At 48.4% G+C, this 22475-nt stretch carries 19 protein-coding genes; 8 read left to right on the forward strand and 11 right to left on the reverse strand.

The genetic code is table 11. The features are described 5' to 3' along the window. The first annotated feature begins 270 nt into the window (after nucleotides 1-270). Nucleotides 271-3180: an insulinase family protein gene (locus KO512_RS13515; RefSeq protein ID WP_215952883.1), complete on the forward strand. Its 2910-nt coding sequence runs from the start codon at nucleotides 271-273 to the stop codon at nucleotides 3178-3180. A gap of 68 nt (nucleotides 3181-3248) precedes the next feature. Next, nucleotides 3249-4130 (forward strand): DMT family transporter, encoded by an 882-nt coding sequence (locus tag KO512_RS13520; RefSeq protein ID WP_215952884.1) that lies wholly within the window; start codon nucleotides 3249-3251, stop codon nucleotides 4128-4130. A gap of 49 nt (nucleotides 4131-4179) precedes the next feature. Here KO512_RS13520 and KO512_RS13525 read toward each other — a convergent pair whose 3' ends face one another. Further along, nucleotides 4180-5127 carry a 5'-nucleotidase gene (locus tag KO512_RS13525; RefSeq protein ID WP_215952885.1) on the reverse strand — a complete coding sequence of 316 codons (948 nt, stop codon included), beginning with the start codon at nucleotides 5125-5127 and terminating at the stop codon, nucleotides 4180-4182. 157 nt (nucleotides 5128-5284) lie between these two features. On the opposite strand from KO512_RS13525, the gene mtgA reads away from it, so the two are divergent. After that, nucleotides 5285-5980 (forward strand): monofunctional biosynthetic peptidoglycan transglycosylase, encoded by a 696-nt coding sequence (gene mtgA, locus KO512_RS13530; protein ID WP_215952886.1) that lies wholly within the window; start codon nucleotides 5285-5287, stop codon nucleotides 5978-5980. Nucleotides 5981-6084: 104 nt separating this feature from the next. Here the strand turns inward: mtgA and KO512_RS13535 are convergent, their stop codons facing one another. Both KO512_RS13535 and KO512_RS13540 read right to left on the reverse strand, forming a co-directional pair. Further along, entirely contained in the window at nucleotides 6085-9942 is a 3858-nt protein-coding gene (locus KO512_RS13535; RefSeq protein WP_215952887.1) for a translocation/assembly module TamB domain-containing protein, read from the reverse strand. Next, nucleotides 9939-11672: an autotransporter assembly complex protein TamA gene (locus KO512_RS13540; RefSeq protein WP_215952888.1), complete on the reverse strand. Its 1734-nt coding sequence runs from the start codon at nucleotides 11670-11672 to the stop codon at nucleotides 9939-9941. Before KO512_RS13540 ends, KO512_RS13535 begins: the two co-directional genes overlap by 4 nt. 361 nt (nucleotides 11673-12033) lie before the next feature. Between KO512_RS13540 and KO512_RS13545 the strand changes: the two genes are divergently transcribed. Genes KO512_RS13545 through KO512_RS13555 form a run of 3 tightly spaced genes read left to right on the forward strand, consistent with a single transcriptional unit; the run spans nucleotide 12034 to nucleotide 14471 of the window. Then, nucleotides 12034-12489 carry an ATP-dependent zinc protease family protein gene (locus KO512_RS13545; protein ID WP_215952889.1) on the forward strand — a complete coding sequence of 152 codons (456 nt, stop codon included), beginning with the start codon at nucleotides 12034-12036 and terminating at the stop codon, nucleotides 12487-12489. A gap of 8 nt (nucleotides 12490-12497) precedes the next feature. After that, complete coding sequence (rimK, locus tag KO512_RS13550) at nucleotides 12498-13409, forward strand: 30S ribosomal protein S6--L-glutamate ligase (protein ID WP_215952890.1); 912 nt, start codon at nucleotides 12498-12500, stop codon at nucleotides 13407-13409. 6 nt (nucleotides 13410-13415) lie between these two features. Next, complete coding sequence (locus KO512_RS13555) at nucleotides 13416-14471, forward strand: succinylglutamate desuccinylase/aspartoacylase family protein (RefSeq protein WP_215952891.1); 1056 nt, start codon at nucleotides 13416-13418, stop codon at nucleotides 14469-14471. 263 nt (nucleotides 14472-14734) lie between these two features. On the opposite strand, the gene KO512_RS13560 is transcribed toward KO512_RS13555, so the two are convergent. From KO512_RS13560 to KO512_RS13575, 4 genes are all read right to left on the reverse strand, one after another. Then, nucleotides 14735-15064: a NifB/NifX family molybdenum-iron cluster-binding protein gene (locus KO512_RS13560; RefSeq protein ID WP_215952892.1), complete on the reverse strand. Its 330-nt coding sequence runs from the start codon at nucleotides 15062-15064 to the stop codon at nucleotides 14735-14737. Continuing rightward, the gene (locus KO512_RS13565; protein WP_252735021.1) at nucleotides 15061-15702 is read right to left on the reverse strand and encodes a cytochrome b/b6 domain-containing protein; all 642 of its coding nucleotides are present in this window, start codon (nucleotides 15700-15702) and stop codon (nucleotides 15061-15063) included. Before KO512_RS13565 ends, KO512_RS13560 begins: the two co-directional genes overlap by 4 nt. Continuing rightward, complete coding sequence (locus KO512_RS13570; protein WP_215952893.1) at nucleotides 15699-17318, reverse strand: tetrathionate reductase family octaheme c-type cytochrome; 1620 nt, start codon at nucleotides 17316-17318, stop codon at nucleotides 15699-15701. The genes KO512_RS13565 and KO512_RS13570 overlap by 4 nt, the downstream gene beginning before the upstream one ends. A 380-nt stretch (nucleotides 17319-17698) precedes the next feature. Then, nucleotides 17699-18043 carry a DOPA 4,5-dioxygenase family protein gene (locus KO512_RS13575; protein WP_215952894.1) on the reverse strand — a complete coding sequence of 115 codons (345 nt, stop codon included), beginning with the start codon at nucleotides 18041-18043 and terminating at the stop codon, nucleotides 17699-17701. 193 nt (nucleotides 18044-18236) lie between these two features. Here KO512_RS13575 and KO512_RS13580 point away from each other — a divergent pair, with 193 nt between their 5' ends. Continuing rightward, complete coding sequence (locus tag KO512_RS13580; protein ID WP_215952895.1) at nucleotides 18237-18668, forward strand: GlcG/HbpS family heme-binding protein; 432 nt, start codon at nucleotides 18237-18239, stop codon at nucleotides 18666-18668. 158 nt (nucleotides 18669-18826) lie between these two features. On the opposite strand, the gene KO512_RS13585 is transcribed toward KO512_RS13580, so the two are convergent. Then, a complete protein-coding gene (locus tag KO512_RS13585) occupies nucleotides 18827-19009 on the reverse strand; it encodes a hypothetical protein (RefSeq protein ID WP_215952896.1) in 183 nt (60 codons plus the stop codon). A gap of 321 nt (nucleotides 19010-19330) precedes the next feature. Between KO512_RS13585 and KO512_RS13590 the strand changes: the two genes are divergently transcribed. Beyond that, on the forward strand, nucleotides 19331-20527 hold the full coding sequence (locus tag KO512_RS13590; protein ID WP_215952897.1) for an MFS transporter: 1197 nt from the start codon (nucleotides 19331-19333) through the stop codon (nucleotides 20525-20527). 170 nt (nucleotides 20528-20697) lie between these two features. Here the strand turns inward: KO512_RS13590 and KO512_RS13595 are convergent, their stop codons facing one another. Genes KO512_RS13595 through KO512_RS13605 form a run of 3 tightly spaced genes read right to left on the reverse strand, consistent with a single transcriptional unit; the run spans nucleotide 20698 to nucleotide 22464 of the window. Beyond that, on the reverse strand, nucleotides 20698-21750 hold the full coding sequence (locus KO512_RS13595; RefSeq protein WP_215952898.1) for an AAA family ATPase: 1053 nt from the start codon (nucleotides 21748-21750) through the stop codon (nucleotides 20698-20700). Beyond that, nucleotides 21747-22064, reverse strand: coding sequence for a hypothetical protein (locus KO512_RS13600; protein ID WP_215952899.1), 318 nt, complete (start codon nucleotides 22062-22064; stop codon nucleotides 21747-21749). The genes KO512_RS13595 and KO512_RS13600 overlap by 4 nt, the downstream gene beginning before the upstream one ends. Further along, nucleotides 22057-22464 carry a PilZ domain-containing protein gene (locus KO512_RS13605; protein WP_215952900.1) on the reverse strand — a complete coding sequence of 136 codons (408 nt, stop codon included), beginning with the start codon at nucleotides 22462-22464 and terminating at the stop codon, nucleotides 22057-22059. The genes KO512_RS13600 and KO512_RS13605 overlap by 8 nt, the downstream gene beginning before the upstream one ends. Nucleotides 22465-22475: the final 11 nt, after the last annotated feature.

A 22475-nucleotide genomic window follows, 5' to 3' on the forward strand; every position in this document is an offset into this window, starting at 1 on the left:
TGCGGTGCAACAAAACGGTATTTTATAAAAGAACACAACTGTTTAGCAGAAGTTTCCGGTAGTACTACCCTAAAAATTATCTATGAAATAAACATGACATTAGGCAAAAATGTAGACTATGTCGGTCTCTTCGTTAGTAACTGTAGCTCAGTTATTAACCGCTGTAAGATGAATGTGGCATTTCTTTGATGTGGACAGGCTAAAAGGTGTTGATTTAGTTACAATGATCTCAATATCAAGAGATTAAGATCACAGACATTGGATAACGCCATGACCCGCCAACCGGCTTTTCAACTTAAGCGTACCGAAACAATTGAGTCACTCGGCATCGATGTGCAGGAATATGTTCATTCCCGTACGGGTGCTTTGCATTACCATATCGCTGCAGACAATCAGGAAAATGTTTTTCTGGTTGCCTTTCGTACCGTGCCGGAAGATAACTGTGGGGTTGCTCATATTTTAGAGCACACCGCTCTGTGTGGTAGTGCTAAATATCCGGTGCGAGACCCATTCTTCATGATGAGCCGTCGCTCTCTGAATACCTTTATGAACGCCTTTACTAGCAGCGATTGGACCGCCTATCCGTTTGCCAGCCAGAATCGTAAAGACTATTTCAATCTGCTGGATGTCTATCTCGATGCAACGTTTTTTTCCCGTCTAGACCCGCTCGATTTTGCTCAAGAAGGTCATCGCATCGAGTTTAGCGAGCCGGACAATACCGATAGCCCGCTGGTCTATAAAGGTGTGGTCTATAACGAGATGAAAGGGGCGATGAGTTCGCCGGTATCCACCTTGTGGCAAACACTGACCCGCTACCTATTTCCATCCACCACCTATCATTACAACTCCGGTGGTGATCCTGAAGCGATTCCAGATCTCACTTATGAGCAGTTGCTCCATTTTTATAAAACTCATTATCACCCATCCAATGCGGTTATCATGACCTTTGGTGATATTCCGGTTGAAGAGTTGCAACAGCGGATTGACGATCAGGCGCTATCTCAATTTGAGAAACTGAGCGATGAGATTACGGTTGAAGATGAAAAACGTTATTTCTCGCCGGTCAAAGTTGAAGAAGCTTATGCGCTAGATGAAGAAGACTGCAGCGCGAAAACCCACCATGTTCTGGCTTGGTTATTAGGTCCGAGTATTGATTTAGAAGAGCAACTCAGAGCCCACCTATTGTCCCGAGTGTTGTTGGATAACAGTTCTTCTCCTTTGCGCTATGCGCTTGAATCAACCGACCTTGGGGCATCACCTTCACCACTGTGCGGTTTGGAAGATTCTAACCGAGAGATGGCCTTGATGTGTGGTATCGAAGGCAGTGAGCCTGAGAAAGCCGCTGAATTTGAACAACTGGTATTAGATACCTTAGCGAGTGTGGCTGAAAACGGTGTGCCGCAAGAGCACCTTGAAGCGGCACTGCATCAGCTTGAATTGAGTCAGCGAGAAATCAGTGGTGATGGCTACCCTTATGGTATGAGTCTGATATTGGCATCACTATCGTCTGCTATTCATCGAGGCGATCCGATTGCACTGCTCAATCTTGATCCGGTGCTAGCCAAACTGCGTGAAGAGATTAATGACCCAGACTTTATTCCCGCGATGGTGCGTGAGCTGTTGGATAATCAACATCGGGTTCGAATAACATTGAGACCTGATGCTAAGCTGGCTGAGCGTCGTGACGCGGCTGAAGCGGCTAAGCTTGAAGCGATTCGACAACACCTAGATGAGCCACAGAAGCAGGCGATTATCGATCAGGCAAAAGCATTAGAGCAACGACAGAATCAAGTTGATGATGAATCGGTACTGCCTAAAGTCACTATCGATGATGTGCCGGCGAAGATGCATATTCCGCAGGGATCTGAAAACACCCTGAACAACTTTAATTATGACTTCTACCCGCAAGGGACGAATGGCTTAGTGTATCAGCAGGTGATTATGGACCTGCCGGCGTTGACGGAGGCGGAACAGCAGTTGTTGCCGTTATACAGTCATTGTGTCACCGAACTCGGTTGTGACGGGATGAGTTATCAAGATACTCAGGCATTGCAGTCGCAGGTTTGTGGTGGTATTCATGCTTATTCATCGGTACGTGCTGATGTAAATGATGAACAACAGGTGAGCGGTTATATGACGCTATCGGGTAAAGCGCTGTTGAACAAACAGGCGCAACTGACCAACCTGATGTATAAAACATTGGAAACGGTGCGTTTTGATGAGTTAAGCCGTATTAAAGAGTTAGTGTCGCAGCAACGTACCCGTAAAGAGCAGAGTGTCACCGGTCAGGGTCATAGCCTTGCCATTATGGCGGCGGTCAGTGAGTTATCACCGGCGGGACATTTGGCCCATAACCTGCGTGGATTGCAAAGTATTCGTGCGATTAAGTCACTGGATGAATCGTTGCGTGATGAGGCTAACCTGAAACAACTGGCCGTTGATCTGCAGCAATTACATCAAAAGATGCTAAATGCCCCACGACGTTTTCTCATCGTAACGGAAGCGGAGTATCAACAGGAATTAGCCCAGACGATGGCGAATTGCTGGGCGAATGACGCTCAGAAGAGTACTGATTTTGTACCCTTCTCTTTGCCGACAACCCGTGAGGCGGTTAAGCAAGCTTGGACAACCAGTACTCAGGTGAATTTCTGTGCTAAGGCCTATCCAACAGTACCGGTGGAGCATGCTGATGCAGCGGCACTTACCGTATTGGGTGACTTCTTACGCAACGGTTTTCTCCATCGGGTCGTGCGAGAGCAGGGCGGTGCTTACGGTAGTGGTGCCGGTCAGGATTCTGCTGATGCGGTGTTCCGTTTCTTCTCCTATCGTGACCCTCGCTTAACCGAGACGCTGGACGACTTCGATGCATCAATCGCTTGGTTGCAGAGCAGTGAACTCGAGTCACAGAAACTGGAAGAAGCGATACTGGGTATTGTCAGCAGTATTGATAAACCGGGCTCTCCGGCCGGTGAAGCGAAACAGGCTTATCACAGCGCATTGTTTGGCCGTACTCCAGAACAACGAGAACGTTTCCGTCAGCGGATTCTTACCGTCACGCTAGAGGATCTTAAACGAGTGGCGGCATGCTACCTTAAACCTGAATTGGCGAGTGTCGCGGTGGTGACGAGCCCAACCGCTGCTGCAGCACTGACAGATCAGTTCGACATTATCGCTATCTAATCGATGGGTTAATGATCAGAGGAAAGCCCATTAGCCCTTCTGCGCAGGCAGTAGGGCTTTTGTTATTTATGAAAAGTAATCAATTTTTAGTGGGCGCTGCCCTGATACTGTTTTCTGAGATGTTTCTGGTGTTATCTGGGATGGTGATTAAGCAAATTTCAGCTGATCTACCCACGGAAATGATCGTTTTTTTTCGTAACTTTTTAGGTTTAATATTGTTTATACCTTGGTTGATGCGTAAGGGTACTCGGGTATTGCACACTAAGAAGCTACGTTTTCATCTAATGCGCGCCACTGTCGGTGTGACGGCGATGACCTGCCTGTTTTATAGCTGGGGACATCTGCCCCTTGCGCAAGCGGCGCTACTGAAACAGACGGCCCCCTTTTTTATGCCCTTGATTGCTTTCTGGTGGTTAGGGGAGCGTATTTCTAAGCGGGTTAAGCTGGCGATCTTCGTAGGCTTTGTCGGTGTTGCACTGATTCTCAATCCTCAACAAAGTACGGTGAATGTGGGGATCTTGATTGCCCTAGCGGGCGCCTGTTTGGGAGCATTGGCTAAAGTCACGGTCAGGCGGATGCGAGATAGTGAGTCGCCACAGCTGATCGTGTTTTATTTTGCATTCTTTAGCGCTATTTTATCTGCGATACCCGCTTGGCTAACGGGAGTGGGTTTAACGCTGATTCAATTTGGCTGGCTGATTGTGTTGGCCGCCACCTCGACCGTGGCGCAGCTATCATTGAGCAAAGCTTATGGCATAGCTCCTGCGGGTCAATTGGCTCCCTATACCTATGGTTCGGTGGCGATGGCGGCCTTGCTTGGGTGGTTGGTATGGGATGAAGTGCTGGGGCTGCATACGTTGTTGGGGATTCTACTGGTTAGCTGTGCGGGTATCGTTGCGATGCTGGGCAAGCAGCAAGCGGTAAAACCGGTGACCGATCCTACTTTATAGATGTCGGTGACCTTTATCGCTTGCCCTTGTTATGCTAACTATTCACTGTTCACTGTTCACTGTTCTCGGCTGTGGATGTTTTAGGTAACGTTTGAATCTGTGAATTACTGCGGTAAGGCACTTGACTGCTGGGCACACGCTTTGATGCCTGTAATAAATGAGCCGGTTGATCATCAAAAAAGATATGTGGGCGCAGTGCACTTAACACCGGTTCTTTACTCATACCGCCGAGAAAAAATGCTTGATCAACATTCACATCCCAAGCACGTAAGGTTTTGATGACTCGCAGGTGAGCGGGTCCATTGCGAGCGGTGACGATCGACAGCCTGAGTGGTGATAGATCTGCTCCGAGTTTGCGGTTGAGTCGTGATAATACCCGTACCAGCTTGGCAAAGGGGCCATCGGGTAGGGCAACATCTTCATTATCCGACTCATTTTGTTGGAATCGTTCGAGCCCTTCGGTTTTATAAATGTATTCCGACTCATCCGAGAACAAGACTGCATCCGCATCAAAGGCGATGCGTATTTTATCGCGGTCAGGTTGATAGCTTTCCGGCGGATCGTAGATCAGTGCGGCGGCACAATCCTGAGTGTCGATGGCGATCTGTGCATCGTCGGAGTGACGGGTTAGCAGTAAATCAACACTGTAAGCGTGTAAAAACGGACTCAGAGGCTCGCCGCCGGTGAACGCTGAGCGGGTAATGTCCAGATGATAATGTTGAATGGATTTGAGAATTCTTAAGCCGGTGTCGGGGCTGTTTTTGGACATAACCACGACTTCGACAAGGCGTTCATCGGATAGGGCGTTAAGGCTTAAGAGGGCTTCAACAAGATAGAAGGCGGTGCCTTTACCTAACACTTTATTTTCTTGTTCAAATTGGTAGCGGCGGTAAGCTTCTACATCTTGCTGTTGATAGATACTGTTTTCGTGTTCAAGGTCAAACAGTGCTCGGCTGGAAACACCGATGACCAGTACCTCATCTAGGTCGAAACTCATGGTTGTCATCCTTTAACGGTGATCATTATTGCTCATACTTTACTTAAAACGGTCGAGGTTAGACAGCGTGTGCCGCGTGAATCGCTGGTCACCGTTGTTCAAATAAGCGTCATCATTAGGTATCATCCCTCCTTCAGCATTTTTATGGCTATTCATATTGAGCGTTTTTCGTCTTTCTGTACGTCGTTGGTTGCGACGTATTTTGTTGGCACTGTTTCTCATACCCATCCTAGCGGTGTTGATGTTACGCTTTGTCGACCCCGTTGTATGGATGTGGCAATTACAGCGGCAGTTGAATCCACCTATTAGCTACCCCGCTGAGACTCAGCATCACTGGGTACCGTTAGCGCAGATATCACCGGCGATGCAACTGGCGGTGATCGCCTCTGAAGATCAAAAATTCCCACAGCATTGGGGCCTTGATATTGATTCTATTTCGGCGGCACTGAGCAGTAATCAACGTGGCGGAACGGTGAGAGGCGCCAGTACCCTGACACAACAAACGGCTAAAAACCTGTTTCTCTGGCCTGCCAGAAGTTATCTACGCAAAGGGTTAGAGGCTGGACTGGCGGTATTGATGGAGATGTTGTGGAATAAGCCCCGTATTCTGGAAATCTATCTGAATATTGTCGAGTTTGGGCCGGGAATTTACGGTGTGGAAGCGGCCAGTCAGGTTTACTTTAACAAGTCGGCTAACCAGTTAACGACAACAGAAGCGGCTCGGCTGGCGGCGGTGTTACCAAATCCTTATCGCTTGAACGCGGCTCATCCTAGTGATTATGTTTGGCAACGTACCCAGTGGATTAAAAATCAGATGCGTCTGCTCGGGCCAAACCATTGGCCTCCATCGTAGTGATTATCGTAGCGACTATCATATAGGCTATCCTAGAGAGGATAGCCGGTGCAGATGCATCGGTATGACTCGCTTCTCGGGCATTTTAGCCTATCGTTATTGTTTTACCGTTCTAGGGTATAGAACAGGTCGCCGCCGTTATGTTCGGTCGCGGTTTGTGTCTCGACACTCCATGACTTATTCAGCTTATAACGCATAAAGAAGGTGTGGGTCGGCTCTAACAAGCCAACACCGTATTTCACATATAGGCGGGGTGAGAGATATTTGCCGATATAGAGCGATGTATCGGTGGTATCACCCGCAACACCTAAATCATCAATATTAAAGGTCTCTGAAATCTGATCTGCGATACTGTTGCCGCCTTTCAATGTTAGAGCAGAGGCCGCTTTGAACAGTAATTCCTGTTCGGTCATTGCGCTGCCGCCAGCGCCAGGAGCATGACCAAACATCAGATATGAAAGCTGGCTGCTTTCGGGCATAACCGGATCAGAAAATAATGTTAGCCGAGGATCGCTCAGGGTGCCTGACACCTTTGCTCCCGCGGTAACATCGTCGACGGTGCGTGAAACTCGCAGATCTAAGCCGGGATTATCGATAGGGCCGCCACTATAAACCAAGCTGCCACGATCAATATCGAGGTCCTGTCCATAGAGGCGATACTGTCCGGTGGCTACCTGCATAATGCCGGTTGCTCGGGTCGCTTGACGGGCATTATCTTCTACTAGAATACTCCCCAATAAACGGCCCTCGAATCCCAGCGCCTCTAAATGCACTTTATCACCGAGGGTGATGCGCAACTGAGCATCCAGCGTGCGTTTTTTGTTGCCTTGAGCATTAGCGGGGCGATTGTCAGTAGGATCAATGATCACGACATCATCCGACAGCGGTGAGCTGGCATCGATGCTGGGTGGCTTGATATTGGCCTCTGGGATCTTCAGCTCTCCCTGCAGGGTGATGAGCTGAGGCGCTATATTCAGCTTGATAGCCGGTGAGATCCAAGCTTGAATTTCTTCGGTAGCCATCGCTTGAAAACGTTCGCCTTGCAGGGTGATTTCGCCGCTATCGAGAACGGGATTGTATTGACCGTTAATCTCAAGTGGCCCCTTGCCGGAGTGAAGCGCGCCTTTCAGTTGGAGGTTGTTATTGCCCGGCTGGCCGATCATTGACAGATTGATGTCCTCAAGCTTGATGCCCAGTGCAGGTATGTCTGTACTGGCATCGCTGAGTGTTAGATGCCCTTGCATCAATGGTTGATCAATGCTGCCGGTGATCGACATATCAGAATGGACCTGCCCTGTGATCGCCTGTAGTTGAGGTGTAAACAGGGAGATGAACTTTAGATCGCTGAGGGCCAACGTTAGTTGTGCATCGAGTTTTTGACTGGCATTCAGGTCTTCAATCTTGACCTCTGCCGTCAGCTGTCCGGTTGGCTGCTGTAATGGTAGTGAGATGGTCGCATTGAGCTGGTTGTTTTCACCCTGAAGGTCGAGTTTGATAACCCCAGCGATGACCTGTAAGTCATCCTCTTCGAGTCGTACTTCAGCGCCTTGAATACGCGCGGTACCCGTATATGTTGGGGCTTGGTTCGGGCGTTGAGACAGGTTGATATCTGCCTCAAGGTCGCCTTGTAAATCGATCTGGTTTGGAATCCAAGCCTGTAGATGGCTCAACGATAGTTGTTCGGCTTTAAGTGCGCCGGCTATGCCGTTTTGTGCAGACCAATGACCGTTAAAGCACACAGAGCTGTTCTTTTTATTGGACTGTAAGCACAGGTTCGCTAATAACGCTTCGCTACGGCTAAGTTGCAACGGCACTGGGCGCTGTAAATTCCACTGACCTAGGTCGGCCTGAGCGAGTTCTATCTGAGTCACTTGGCCGCGCCATTGAGCATTTTTCCACTGACCCTTGAGGCTGAGATCTATATCGGCAGGCCCTTGCTCGGTTGTCAGTGTGAGTTGATGTTGTTCAGCGCTGCCTTGACTGCTTAACGACAGTTGTTGCCAGTGCTGTCCAGCCAGTTGCAGTTCAGAGGCGTGCAGTTGAATATGGGAGTTTTTATTTGTCCCTAGATCGACATCGAGATCGGCGGATAAGGTTTCGCTTTGATAGTTTTGATATTGCAGTGCCTGTCCGTTAATTTTTGCCACAAGGTGGGGGGTTGTTCGTGTACCGGTGAGCGATCCGGACCCGTTAAGGACGCCTTTTAATGTTGGCAATAGCTGGCTCAGGTCGGGCGAATGGATGCTCCAGCTAAAATTTAGCTGTTCATCTAGTTGGCCGTGGGTTTTTAGCTCTGTGGTAGCTATATTCAGCTGTAGCTGTGGAATGGTGATGCGATTTCCACTGATATTAAGGCGGCCTAGTCCGGTTAATGGCTCATTGCGCAGTACACCGTTTAGTGAGGTTAAATTTACCTGCAGTTTCAGGGGTTGCTCTGTTGACAGGCTGCCGTTAACAGCAGCCTTGATATTTAATCTGCCGGGCCATTCGGACCAGTGACTACCGGGGTTTAATTGTTGCCCTGCGAGATTCAACTTCCAACTGACGTTTGGCTGCCAACTGACCCCGCCGGTGAGTTGCACCTGGCCTTCGAGGGTTTGGCCGGTGAGGGATAGTTGGTTTAATGCCTGTTGGTTACCGCTACCCGTTAGCGTCCATTGGCCGGACGGTATATCGGCACCTGCGACAGCCGCGCTAAGCTTGAGATCATATTGTTGAAGGTTGCCATTCAGTTGTAGCTGGCCCGTCGGGCTGAGGTAGGCGGTGCCGTCAAAAGGATAACGCAGGTGATGCCACTGGCCTTGGATGGTAAAACTCAGAGGGGTGCTGGCGAGATCTAGGGTGCCTTGCAATGCCAGTGATAATGGCTCTGTCGGCTTTGGCTGGGTCGAGGATGTTAGCTGTGTCAGTTCGAGCTGGTCTATTTTGAGCTGCTGTCCGGCTAAGTGGAGTTTCAGTGTCAGTTGGGTCGCGCCGATATCCTGCAGGTTTGTTTGCCACAGGCTATCGAGCTGTAGTTGATCCGCATCACCGCTGGCCTTGGCTGAACCTTGCAGATTACTTCCCGCCAGTAACGGCGTGAACTGTTCGAGTTGGGTGGTGACGTCATTGAGCTTTAACTGGCCGGTTGGTTTTTCAAGCAGGTTTTGCACCGATGCCGAGAGTGCGGTATTCACTAAACCGCTGAGGGTTTGTTGCACGGTTAAGCTATTCTGCTCTCCTTTCAGCGTGCCTTGAATGGAGCCTTGGCCAGACAGGGGCTGTCGTTCGGCTAGGGTGACTGACCATTGAGTGTTGAGCTTCAGTGGAAATTGACCGCTGGGCGTTAGCTGTCCGGTGACCGCGAGAGTTGCTTGGGGAGCTGCGATACTTAACTGCTTTAATATCAGCGTCTGTCCATCGGTGTGCAGTGATAGTTGCATCGATGATATTTCGGTTGGCGTACCGGTTTCTTCGCCCGCTTGAGACGGTTGATTCAAGGTGAGCTGGCGTATCTGTATTTGATCGAGCTGCAGTTGCAATGGCAGGGTAATATCGGCCAATTTGAATGGCTCGGTAGGCGTTTCCGGCTCATTGTCGATTGTATTTGTGAGGCTGATAACCGGCTGATCAACCAATAGTTGAGTCATATGCAGGCGGCCTGAGAACAGAGCAGAAGGCTGCCAGTCAAGCTCTAGAGCGTCGATGGATAACTGCAGGTTCGATTGCGTATAGCGCACCTGTTTTAGCTTAAGGTTATCGAGTAGAGAGCCATCTATCTGCTCAATCTGTAGTTCTCCGGGGAGCCAGCGTTGGCTGATGCTGATCAGTTGTTGCAGACCGTTGGCAGTGCCTAGCAGATAGTAAACAGTGGTGATTAATAGGATACACAGCAAGGCGATCAGCAAGAGGACCGCTTTGGTTAAACGTTTAACTGTCGATACTTTGGGGAGAGTGGCACTCTGCTCGGTATTGGGGCTCATAGGTCGGCCCCTAAATTGAAATGTAGATGGATACTATTGTCATCGTCGTCATCCTGAGGTACCGCTAGATCGAAGCGGACTGGGCCGACGGGTGAAAACCAACGCAGACCGACACCAATACCGGTATACAGACTCAGGTCAGTATCATTAAAGGCGTTACCGCTATCAATAAAGGCGGCCACTCCCCAGTTTTGGAACAGACGGTAATCGACTTCAACACTGCCGACGAGCAAGTTGCGCCCGCCGATTACATCATCACTGTCATCGCGAGGTCCTAGACTCTTATAATCATAGCCTCGTACGCTGTTATCGCCGCCGGTAAAGAAGCGCAGGCTGGCGGGCAATGCATCAAAATCACTTACCCAAGTGGTGCCCACTTCAGCACGAGCGAGTATTCGAAACTTATTGGTTATGCTGTAGATACCTTTACCGCTGATGCGAGTTTGTACAAAATCTTCGGTGGAAATCAGTGCTTGGCTGGCACCCCGCAGTTGCGATGAAAAACTATAACCGTTTTTAACCTGCAAGCGGTCTTTAGTGGATACCGTATTGTAATTAACCTGCGGAATTAGAAAGTGGGAGGTTTCAGTATCACCACTAAACGTTGACTCCTCCTGTTGGTAATTTAGCGCCAGCACCTGCTGCCAACGGCCTCGTTGCTGCTGTTTGGATACGCCAATCGAGTGACTGCGGGTATTAATGCTGTCCGAGTCCTCATCTAGCAAGCTCAGTTGTACTGCATAACGATCTTCACGGGGATTCTCGCCGGGTATTGAATATTCAGCAGAGAAGTTGGTAATGATCTCTGAGGCGAGTAATTGAGTATTGAACTGATGACCGCGACGATTAATCCAACGTTTATTCACTCCCAGCTTGGTTCTGGCACCGGTGTCTGTGCCATAGCCAAATCCAGCGTGGTATTTAGTTTTCTTATTAGCATCTAAATCAACAAAGATCGGTACTTGGGTGTCGCTCATTTGGTTCCAGAGGGGGCGAACTTCGACCCGCTGAAAATAGTCACTATCGATTAGGGCCGATTGTAAGTCGATCAACTGACTGTTTTGGATCGGATCACCGGTGTTGAATGACGCATAAGATTTAATAAAATCGGCATCAATTGGGCTGAGGGCGAAGGTGATATCACCGATACTAAAGCGGGGGCCGCTATCCATATGTAGCGTTATGGCGGCATTATAATCGGCTAAGTTTACTTCGACGCGGTGTTGAGTCAGCTCAGCTTGATAGTAACCCCGTTCAACGGCTAATGAACTGAGCTGTTTTTTTAACTGTTCGTATTGGCTGTGAATTAGCGGCTGACCTTTCCTCAGGGTTGTTTTAGCCAGTAGTTGTTTAAAAGCAATATCATCTTTGGCGGCCCCTATTAGTTGGATATCAAGCTGGCTAATGGGGAGTCGCTTGCCGGGTTGAATGCGATAAAGTGCTAGCCAATCCTCTCCCTTTTTGGTCAGTGAAGCTTGAATCGTTGGTTGGTAGAATCCCAGTGGCTGCAAGGCTGTTTTGATTTCTTCGTCTGCTAAATTATGGAGATAGCGTAATCGACTGGGATTGGTGATTGTCTGTCCATCGAGGGACTGAAGGCTTAAAAAACTGCGGATATTCAGCTTTTGTTCTGTGTTAACGCCATCCATGTTGATGGTGAGGATGCCTGCCATTAGATGACATGAAGTGCTGCTGAGTAGTAGCAGGAGTATCAGGCGTGTCAGAGTCATCGTTTGGTTTCTATGGCTGAGGAAAACATAAGCAGTAATTATACCGGCTCATTGCGCTTTTAATACTATAATCAATTCAACAGATCTTTGTTATCAGCACGTTATATTCATTGTTGATGGGACATATTGAGGCGTATTGGGGCAAGGGATCATTTTTTACTAGCTGTTTTCATTTATTGCTATCGGATTGAATCAGAATGATGTATATCGTCAGCAGCAAAGTCACTGACAACCCCTGTTCAGGTGTTCTGTTTGTCAGATCAGATGCTTTAGCCGCCAATCCGGCGGGCTGGTTCGTTTTAAATTACGTTTAGTTTTTTGTGTTTTTTATCAACTCACAGATTGGTGAGCGGAGGTTGTCTTGAGCAATGATGGTAAAAAAGTGATTGGTTGGCGGGAGTGGGTGTCACTACCCGAGCTGGGTATTGAACAGATGAAGGTTAAGGTTGACTCTGGTGCACGTACCTCGGCGTTACATGCCTTTAGGGTGGAGCCATTTCAACGAGACGGGAAAAACTGGGTAAGTTTCGATGTTCATCCTCGTCAGCATGATGTTGAAGAGGTTGTTAGCTGCGAAATGCCGGTTAAAGATATTCGTACTGTAACGGATTCTGGTGGGCATCAGAGCGAACGTTATGTCATAGAAACCAATGTGGTGATTGGTGATCAGCAATATCCAATAGAATTGACATTGACCAGTCGAGACACCATGCGCTTTCGGATGTTACTCGGAAGAACGGCGATGAACGGCCGCTTTTTAGTCGACCCTGCAGGCGCTTATTTAATATCACAAGGCAAACATCAGCCTGAGCTATAAGGATTATTATGAAAATTGCAATTTTGTCTCGAAATCCATCGTTATATTCCACCCGTCGCTTGATCGAAGCGGCTGAGGCGGCAGGCCATGAAGTTAAGGTTTTAGATGTCTTACGCTGTTATATGAATATCAACTCTGAAGAACCGAGTATTCATTTTAAGGGCGAAGATCTGGGTAGCTTTGATGCGGTGATTCCCCGTATTGGTGCCTCCGTAACCTTTTATGGTACGGCGGTGCTGCGTCAGTTGGAAATGATGGGGGTTTACCCACTTAATGAGTCGGTAGCGATCAGTCGTTCCCGTGATAAGTTACGTTCAATGCAGCTATTATCCCGTAAGAAGGTGGGTATGCCGATCACCGGATTTGCCAGTAAACCGGGTGATATTCCCGACTTGCTAGATATGGTTGGTGGTGCCCCAGTCGTTTTGAAACTGCTGGAAGGTACTCAGGGCATTGGTGTGGTATTGGCCGAAACCCGCAAGGCAGCAGAGAGTGTGCTGGAAGCCTTTATGGGGATGAAAACCAACATCATGGTGCAGGAGTTTATTAAAGAGGCGGGTGGGGCCGACATTCGTTGCTTAGTGATCGGTGATAAAGTGGTTGCTGCGATGAAACGTCAAGGTAAAGAGGGCGAGTTCCGTTCTAACCTACACCGCGGTGGTTCCGCCTCATTGGTGCGTATTACCCCTAAAGAGCGCGCTACTGCAGTGTTAGCCGCTAAAACCATGGGCTTAAATGTTGCTGGGGTTGATTTGTTACGCTCCGAGCGCGGACCTTTGGTGATGGAAGTAAACTCTAGTCCCGGCCTTGAAGGGGTTGAACGGGCAACGGGCAAGGATGTGGCGGCCAGTATTATCGGCTTTATCGAAAAAAGCATGGAAGCTAAAAAAGTCTCAACCCGTACCCGTGGCAAAGGTTAATCGATCATGTCTAAACTGAATCAGCCAATAGAGATTGCCGGCTGTACTGTACAGCCCGGTGAAAGAAAAACGATCCATGTTGACTTAGCGCGTCTGTATACCAATACCCATCTGGATTTGGATATTGAGGTGATTCATGGACGCCGTGCGGGGCCTACCTTAATGGTGTGTGCCGCGATTCATGGCGATGAACTGAATGGCGTTGAGATCTGCCGTCAGCTACTGAAGCATAAGTCGTTGCACCGAATTGCTGGTACGCTGATTATTGTGCCGGTGGTGAATATCTTTGGCTTTATTCAGCAAAGCCGTTACCTACCGGATAGACGCGATCTCAATCGTTGTTTTCCTGGCAGCGAAAAGGGTTCACTTGCCAGCCGGATTGCCTATATTTTTCGTACTCAGATTTTGAGTCACTGCACCCATGTTTTGGACCTGCATACCGGGGCGATCCACCGCAGTAATATGCCGCAAATCAGGGCGAATCTGGATAACCCGATCGCCAGAGAGATGGCGAATGCCTTTGGTGCGCCGGTCATTATCGATTCAAAATTGCGGGACGGATCGCTGCGTCAGTGTGCCGATGAAGCCGGTATCTCGTTGATTTTGTATGAAGCCGGTGAAGCGCTACGGTTTGATGATAGTGCTATTCGTGGTGGTATTCGTGGCGTCATGAATGTGGTGCGCTACCTGAAGATGTTGCCGGCCCTGAAGCGCTCGAAAAAAGAGTTAACCTCGGTCGTTGCCAACTCTTCTTCATGGATTAGAACCAACTCTGACGGGGTGTTTCGATCCGTCGTGTCGGTGGGGCAGCGGGTGAGTAAGGGGCAGTCGATGGGCATAGTCGCATCACCTTTCGGTACCCAAGAAGAGGAGGTGGTGGCACCTAATTCGGGCATTATTATTGGCCAAAATAATATTCCTGTAGTGAATGAGGGTGACGCTCTGTATCACCTCGCGCGTTTTGAAGAGAGTAGCTTAGCGGCGGAAAAACAAGTTGAGCGGATTACTGAGCAGATTGATGCTCACCCGATGCCTGAGGATCTTGATAACGAGCTGGGCTAACATAATAGACTAACTTAATTGACTGATTTTATAGGCTAGCGCTACGGGCTTATCCTGACGGATAGGCCAATCGCATAGGTTAATCACAGAGTTCGATTACATAGTTCAATTACAGAGTTCAATTATAGAGTTCAATTACAGAGCTCGGCCATCACCACTTAGCTAAATTCTTATCATCCTGTAAAAAGCCTGCCTTCACGCAGGCTTTTTTATCGTTGCCGTATGCTGATTTTTAATTTGATATCGCTGGGAGGCTTAGGGGCTTAAGCGCTCGCTTGGGTCTGCTTGCTGGACTCAAGGTAATGTGTGACCGCTGCAGTGGGGTCGGTCTCATGGGTAACCAAAGCTTCAACGCCGTAGCGTGCTAATCGTTGCGGCAACCCATTGCCCATACCTGCTGTCAGTAGTACATCAACCATCTCCACAAGAGGCCCCGCTGTTTTGCTGTTATGAAAGGACTGATCTTTACTGAGTTCAAGTAACTGTTTATCGGTAATCTGCTGAGACTCTACGGTGTAAATCCAGAAGTTTCGGCAGACGCCCGCGTGAGGCGTCACGGTTTTACGGTTTTGACTGGTGACGGCGATTTTCATGAGGGTGTCTCCTCGTTGTGTTGTTGAGGCGCTGCAGCGGCGTCTTCCTGTTCAGGCTCGTAACCGGTAATCATCGGTTTTATCAGGCTGAGTGGTGTTTTGCCCATCGTCGCCATATACACATGCGCAATGATAAAGATCAGCATTAGAAAGGCGGCGGCGGTGTGTGTCAGGGCGATCCATTCGAGTGGTAGGTTGCCAAGGCCGATTTGATCCAACTGGTTATAAAATAGATAGAGTAAGCCAGAAACCCAGATGAGGGGTGAGATCATCAGCTTGAGCCACAGGTAAGCCAGCCGCTGTAATGGATTGTGTTTTGCCAGACTGGTTTTCTTGAAAGGGTGAGAGGCGCCCGTAAAGGTACCCACAGCATAGTAATAGATAACTGCACCGAGTTTATCCTTAACCGGTATATATTGACGCCATTCGCCGGTGGTGAAGTGCCAAAAGATGGCAAACACCCACAGGGTAATCAGCGCCCAAGCCGCCGTTGTATGCAGCTGTACCGCTTGGCCAAAACCCAGCACGCTGTAGGTGCCATGTACTTCAAAACCGGTGAATAGCAGGAAAAAGATCAACGCGGCTTGAGACCAATGCCAAAATCGTTCAAAACGTTTGAATACCATTACGTTGCTCATGACTTTTTCCTCCTTCTGCGTACGGCGGCAATACCACGTCCACCCGCATGGGCTGCACTACCTATGAGCATCAGCAGGGCAGTACCCCAGCCGATCTTATCGAGCAGTGAACTGTGATCCCGTGCCGGAATATAGATATCGGGTATGCCGTTTAATCGACTATTACTAGCATGACAGCTGCTGCATTTAACGGCACTGTCGGCGGGCCCAACCATATGGCTGATAGGCCAGTACATCTCGGTTTGGATGAAATCGAACTGACCGCTGTAGGGCTGCCCAGCAATAGTGGTGCCGGCTTGTAGTGCTTTGGCCCAGTCAAAATTGCTCCATAGGGCACTATCATCGGTCGGGCTGTAAACGTGATTGACGAGTAATGTTTTGTTGACCGTATCGAACGGCTGTTTACCGTGCATGATTTTGAATGGCCAGATCCGTGAATCCGGATCCTTAGCACTACCCTCTATCCAGTTAACTTGCACCGGCGGGTTATCAGTATCGATCGTGTCGGTTTGCAAGGTGTAGTGAACGGTGCCGTTAAACCAGCGATAGTCTGGGGTAACATTTTCGGCATAATGAAAGTCGCCTTTGATACTCAGATAACTGAGGTGACCGTTTTCATCATAAAGGGTTATCGGTTTGTTGTTTTCATCCAGTCGGCCGGCTGTCGACCAATCCCACCAGGTTTTCGTGGCCACGCCTCCGCGAGCAAAGGCAGGAATATGACAACTTTGACAGGCAACACGGTCAACATGTTCATTGAGTTTGGCCTTGTCGTGTGGCGCAGGACCATGACAGGACTCACAGGAGGCGCGACTCATATCGGTATGGCCTGGGACATCAATACCCAAGGTGTCGTGCGCATTTCCTTGGTAACGGCTACCGGCGGTGATGTGGCCTGAGGTGGTATGACAATCCGAACAGGTTAAGTTGGCGCCGTCGTGTGATAGGTGAACATCCAGTGATTTAGGCGGGTTGACCAATGATGAATCGAGATCACCATGTTTAACACCATCACCTCCACCACCATAAAAATGGCAGGAGCCGCAGTTGGCGGGTTGGCTATGGCCGACATTCTGAGCGATAGACGTCAGGTCAGGCGGTGCTTGCATATGGCCACTACCCGCAGGAGACTCCATCGGCTTATAGGCAGGGTGACCAGCGCCAGCGGGCAGTTTCACGTACTCGCCGGTGGTATCGTGGCAGACGAGGCAATCAACGCTGGTTTCATCGGTGGGTGGGGGTTGTTGCATGTCGGTCCAGCCGTAACCGGCGTGGCAGCTCGTACAGCGCGGCTCGTTAGAGGTGACCGAACCACAGAAACTGTTAATGACGTGACGTTTGCCCAATGTCTGAAAGGTTTTGGGTTGCACATATTCCCATGTCCAGTGGAGGCTTTGTTGAACCTGTTTGGCAGCTTCGGTGTGGCATTCTAGGCAGGCTTTAGTAACTTCGGGGCCACTGTGAAATTGTTTCTGTAGCGTTTTAAACTCTGAATGATTGGCTGTCGTGACGTTCTGGTTCAGCTTTTCACTGGCGATGACAGCATAAGCATCCGTACTCAGACATGCGAGAATAACCAACCACAGAGATAATTGAGCTTTGCAAAAAAGATCCATCTCTGACTCCTTTCTATTAGCGCCGAGGATTAAGCGTGTGATTTTCACATTAGCAGTAACTAAATTAACAAGCCATTATGTATTGGTGTGTGTTAGATGTGCGTCAATAAAATATTATTAACCCAGTCATTAGGGTTAATAAGGACGTTAAGGGGCAACTCAGTAGAGATGAGGAGGTAAATGATCGCTAGAGTAGGGAGCTTCAGTAGAGATTAGAGCAAGATTGTATGTTTTTAGGGCTAATGTGATGGGGTATTGTTGTGATTAAGTAACTCGACGTGGTTGCCGCTCACGGCGAGTTTGTTAGCCTAGCGTTCGCGATAAAGCGGGTGATCGTGTTGATAGGAGGCTCGTCTCTATCGCAAGGATGCAAGCATGGATTACGAGAGGAATAAGGTAGTATCGAGTGGCTGACTATCACAAAGCCACATAATGTATTTGGTGTGATCATCAAGATCATTGCCAGTGACTGGGTGGATAAAAATAGTCAGGCCATCGCGGTTGAGGATCAACCAAGGGAGCACGTCACCAATCTGTTCAGCACTAAATGACAGTTGACAGCTCCACTCAGGATGAGGCCCAACCCGTTTCTGATAAATCCGTCCCATGGCAACGCCTAAGTGATCACGGGCTTGCTCGCAGAGCTCTGTCGCTTGATTAAGGCTATCCGCATCAAAGTAAACATGCGCGTGATAGGCTCGAATTTCTAAGGAAGCTGGTGTCATAATATTTCCTGTGCTTAACGACGGTGATAGATCATAGATTAAAGCGATTTCTAGAAGCAATTATTATCGTAAAATGGGTTTGTCGTTGGGTAAAATAGACAGGTCTTAAACGCTGTTATTTGAGATTATCCAGCTCAGGTCTAGCGTACAATCGATTAAAACTCGTCTCGGACGGTGAGAGAAATAGGAAAATATGATGAATAAAACCCATGTGCAGGTATCGCTCACGTTGGAGGCTGCTCTGGTGTTGGCTAAGGCCGCCATGCACAAAGGCGATGAGCTGGGCATTAAAATAAATGCTGTGGTCGTAGATACGGCGGGTAATCGGTTGGTGTCTTTGCGGGAGCCCGGAGCACCCATGCCATCGATGGATTATGCTGAGAAAAAGGCGTATACCGCAGTACACTTTAAACAGCCGACCGATAAGTGGGCCGCAGCACTTGAAGGCCGTGCGGTACTGGCGAATGGTTTGGCGCAACATGAAAAAATGGCGCTTTTCGGTGGTGGTTTACCGGTGCTGATTGAGGGTGTCGTGGTTGGTGCTATTGGTGTATCTGGCGGGAAAGTAGCTGAGGATATTGTTTGTGCTGAAGCGGCTATTGAGGCGCTCAACGCTGTAAATTAAATCAGAGTGTGGCGCATTAAATGGATTTAGATATTTATGCCAAGAGATTTTAACGAGTTGGTTTTAATGGGCTCGGGCAATAGTGATTAGTGATCGAGGGTTTTGTTGTATACAGATCGATATGTAATCAGTAACTAGCTGAGAACCGACTGGCTCGCTTAACGGTGAGCCAGTGGACCTGAAGTGAAGGTAGGTAGTTCAGTCGAAAATAGATTGATGAGTTTTTTAGCCCCATTAGACAGTATTTCTTTAAGGTAAGCTGTGCGTGCTTCGTTGGCTTCTGCAACAATGGCGTTTAGGTCTGTGTCGCTGAATTCAGCGTCGAAGTTATATTCGATCATGGTTATATTCCCTTGAATGTATAAGATAGAAGCAATCTTAGACCTTAGTCTAAAATGAAACAAACGAGTAATTCTTACAGGAAAGGTTAAAAAAATTCATCATTGCTGCGATGTTCACCTAATCCGCTGGATTCAATCTATGTCCGAGCTCCGCCCGTAAGGAAGAACCGCATAGACAGGGTTGTAATGTTACACAGGAAGGGGGAGCACTCATGGCGTTTTAGTTATCGAATCATAGACTTTCTAGGACCCTGTAAATAATTCAGCGCAAACTTTTACTTTCTAGTCTAATTTTTTCTTCTGTTATATAGGTTTTGTCGAGTGTCTCAGATAGTACGTAAGTTTTTTCTGCCAGTGATTTGTCCTTCGGCTATTGTATCTACCATTCAACAGGCATTGCTGGTGGTTTTACCTTTGTATGTGTTATCGATTGGTGGAACTCTGGCTGAATCCGCGATGATTATCGGCTTTAAAGGTATTGGTATGATGTTGGGTGACCTGCCGGCTGGCTTATTACTGGCGCGGTTTGGTGATAAACGTTTAATGCTGGGCGCAGCGGTAATCTCTTCTCTATCTTTGGCTTTAATGGCCTTGTTTCCCACCCTCGGAGTGTTGACGGCGGCAGCATTATTGCTGGGTTTTGCCCATGGTAGCTGGCTGGTGGGGCGAATCTCCTATGTCACAGATGCCGCGGCGCCGGGCGAACGTGGTCGGGTAATGTCTCTGTCGGCGGGTACCATAAGGCTTGGTAATGTGATCGGTCCATTGCTAGCAGGGTTAATGATCGCTTCTCTGGGATATCAGGTCACGCTTGGGGTTTTTGCGATCAGCTCTTTGCTAGTGGTGTTATTTGTCGCGTTGTGGGTTCGTTATACGCAACCCCATGGCGAGGACAGCCACAGTGTTATTGCCTTGAGAGATGCGTTGGTTGATAACCGTCAGGTTTTGCTAACGGCGGGGGTGGCATCTTTGGCGTTGATGCTAGTGCGGGCGTCCAGAGCGTTACTATTACCACTCACAGGTGCTGCGTTAATGTTAGATGAAACCAGTATAGGTATGGTCATCTCCATCGGCGCGGTGATTGATACTCTGCTATTTTATCCTGCGGGCACTATGATGGATAGAATTGGCCGTAAACCGATGTTTATAGCCAGCCTGACCTTGCTGGGGTTGAGTATTAGTTTGTTACCTTTGGCCGAAGGGATGTGGAGTTTAATCCTGATCGCATCATTGATGGGCCTTGGTAATGGGATTTCAGCTGGGGTGATTATGACAGTCGGATCTGATTTGGCGCCACGATTGAATCGGGGTGGTTTTATTGGCATCTGGCGCCTTTTGTCGGATGTGGGATCAACTACGGGTCCGCTGATTATTGGTCTGACGGTGAAGCTGTCGGGACTGGCGATGGCAAGTTGCAGTGTTGGTCTGCTTGGGCTTATGGGTGGCGCCTTTGTGGTAAAGGCGATGAGTGAAACTCACCGTAAGAACGACACCTCTCGAGCTGATGTGAAAGGTTAGTCAGCGTGCTTTTTTGAATATTTATCTCAATAGCTCGGATTAGTTTTCAGCAAGGCTGATCAAGGGGGTAAACAAAACCCCGCTTTGGCAGGGCTATTAGAGAAGCGGGCTGAATGGTTGAATAGCGATGCATGTTTGAGTCGATAAGAGGCCTTTAAAGTCTCAATCGATCATAACGATGGAATGACTGTTTCATCTTTTCCATCGTGTTTAACGCCACCGAGTAAAATTGTTTTGTCTTTTGTAATGGTGCGTACCAGTGCCGCATAATCCGCAGCACCATCGCCATCGGGTAAAAACTCAAAGATGGTTTCGCCGTGGGAGGGGGAGCGGCTTAGTTGCTCATCGTACCTTATTGGAGTGCATACCTTGTCGTCATAAAGACTCTGTAGCTTGCGATAGATGTTTTTTGGTTGTTCCACCCGAGTATCGAGAAAAGTCGGTAGGATATAGTTGAGTTCGATATCTTTGTATTTTTTGATGGCGTGAAGATTTTTAGTGAACTCTGCTAATCCATGCAATGACATCACTTCTAGCGAGACGGGTGTCAGTACTTCGGTGGCGTAGAACAGCACGTTGACAGTGAGTTGATCCCAGCCCGGTGAGGTATCGATAATGACGAAGTCGTAGGCTTTATCTAGCTCTTCCATCGCTTCGGATAGGGTCCATTCAGAACCAAAACTTTTTTTATCGATAATACGTTTAACGCCAGCTAGCGACCGCCCGCCACTGAGTAGCCAGAGGTTAGGTCTAGCTTCGATAATCGTCTCTTGGGGTGTGAGTTCGCCGGTGAGTAACTCAGTCAAGCCTGCGGGTGGTTTTTTACCCAGCATGAAAGATGACTGACCTTGGGTATCGGTATCGATCAATAATACTTTGTAGCCTGCCATCGCTAACCCCGCGCTGAGATTGACCGCGGTGGTTGTTTTTCCTACCCCACCTTTACTCAGCGAAACACATATTTTTCGTGGAGTCTTCGGTGCCTGAGGTTTTTCAATAACGGCAGCGGGTTGGGGAGTAGGAATGGCTGGCTTAGGTGCTTGAACTTGTTCAGTGGGTGTTGGTTGTGTTTGAGTAGGCTGAACAAGGCCGTTGTGATCAAGATTAATGACAAATTTATGCTCGCAAGCTTTACAGCGTACCACAAAACGCTTTTTTTCAGCGAAGCGGCTGGTATCGGCATGATGTTTACGCGAACAGTTAGGGCAAACAATAATAGTCATGGGTTAGCCTTCTTAAGGTCATCAAGGATGGCATTCAATGCAATCTTAGCAAGCCTTTCTACCGAGACGTTAGTCTTCGATTTAGTGATAAATTTAAGACTGATCTTACCCTTTAGTTTCCAGGCATGAATGGCAAACTGCTCATTTTCGGTTTCCCAGATGAGCTCACCCTGATCTTTAGGGGCTTCGTTGACAGGGGTATCTTCGGCATCACAAAAGATAATATTGTTGAGTTGTTGAAGCTCATCAATACTGTCATCGACGTCCTCGCTTAACAGCGAGTCCATAATATCTCGGTTTTTCTGCTCAGGCATCTGCAAATATCTCTTTACGAAGGCGGAGTAGGGCCTGATCTAAGGCGGTGAACGTTGCTTCATCCATCTGTTGCCATTGAATGCCACAGATCCAGTTACCATCCCCATCTAGCGATGAATGCATGACCTCACCGACTAACCCTTCAAAATGTTGTTCCCCTAGAATGATTTTGCAGTCAGGGGTTATATCCGCAGAAGTAAGAGGTGCTGTGGCATCAATGCCAATGCAGACCCCCTCAACACTAATATCGACTAGAGGATATGTCGAGCCGTTCATGATCAGTAGCGAAGTTTCCCTATCTTTTACAGGGATGCGATATGATTTTCGGGAGACCTGTATTGATTCAGAATCACTGGAAATTTCTTCAAATTCCAATGTGTCATCATGTATCAGTTTCATCGCATAACCTC

This window comes from Amphritea atlantica, assembly GCF_018860855.1.
Lineage (GTDB): Bacteria > Pseudomonadota > Gammaproteobacteria > Pseudomonadales > Balneatricaceae > Amphritea > Amphritea atlantica_A.

What these genes read in the sequence shown, in the direction of transcription:
- KO512_RS13600 (WP_215952899.1), bottom strand. Translation starts at nt 22,064, where the DNA reads ATGCCTGAGCAGAAAAACCGAGATATTATGGACTCGCTGTTAAGCGAG.
- rimK (WP_215952890.1), top strand. Translation starts at nt 12,498, where the DNA reads ATGAAAATTGCAATTTTGTCTCGAAATCCATCGTTATATTCCACCCGT.
- KO512_RS13595 (WP_215952898.1), bottom strand. Translation starts at nt 21,750, where the DNA reads ATGACTATTATTGTTTGCCCTAACTGTTCGCGTAAACATCATGCCGAT.
- KO512_RS13540 (WP_215952888.1), bottom strand. Translation starts at nt 11,672, where the DNA reads ATGACTCTGACACGCCTGATACTCCTGCTACTACTCAGCAGCACTTCA.
- KO512_RS13535 (WP_215952887.1), bottom strand. Translation starts at nt 9,942, where the DNA reads ATGAGCCCCAATACCGAGCAGAGTGCCACTCTCCCCAAAGTATCGACA.
- KO512_RS13580 (WP_215952895.1), top strand. Translation starts at nt 18,237, where the DNA reads ATGATGAATAAAACCCATGTGCAGGTATCGCTCACGTTGGAGGCTGCT.
- KO512_RS13565 (WP_252735021.1), bottom strand. Translation starts at nt 15,702, where the DNA reads ATGAGCAACGTAATGGTATTCAAACGTTTTGAACGATTTTGGCATTGG.
- KO512_RS13560 (WP_215952892.1), bottom strand. Translation starts at nt 15,064, where the DNA reads ATGAAAATCGCCGTCACCAGTCAAAACCGTAAAACCGTGACGCCTCAC.
- KO512_RS13575 (WP_215952894.1), bottom strand. Translation starts at nt 18,043, where the DNA reads ATGACACCAGCTTCCTTAGAAATTCGAGCCTATCACGCGCATGTTTAC.
- KO512_RS13515 (WP_215952883.1), top strand. Translation starts at nt 271, where the DNA reads ATGACCCGCCAACCGGCTTTTCAACTTAAGCGTACCGAAACAATTGAG.
- KO512_RS13570 (WP_215952893.1), bottom strand. Translation starts at nt 17,318, where the DNA reads ATGGATCTTTTTTGCAAAGCTCAATTATCTCTGTGGTTGGTTATTCTC.
- KO512_RS13585 (WP_215952896.1), bottom strand. Translation starts at nt 19,009, where the DNA reads ATGATCGAATATAACTTCGACGCTGAATTCAGCGACACAGACCTAAAC.
- KO512_RS13605 (WP_215952900.1), bottom strand. Translation starts at nt 22,464, where the DNA reads ATGAAACTGATACATGATGACACATTGGAATTTGAAGAAATTTCCAGT.
- KO512_RS13520 (WP_215952884.1), top strand. Translation starts at nt 3,249, where the DNA reads ATGAAAAGTAATCAATTTTTAGTGGGCGCTGCCCTGATACTGTTTTCT.
- KO512_RS13555 (WP_215952891.1), top strand. Translation starts at nt 13,416, where the DNA reads ATGTCTAAACTGAATCAGCCAATAGAGATTGCCGGCTGTACTGTACAG.
- KO512_RS13525 (WP_215952885.1), bottom strand. Translation starts at nt 5,127, where the DNA reads ATGAGTTTCGACCTAGATGAGGTACTGGTCATCGGTGTTTCCAGCCGA.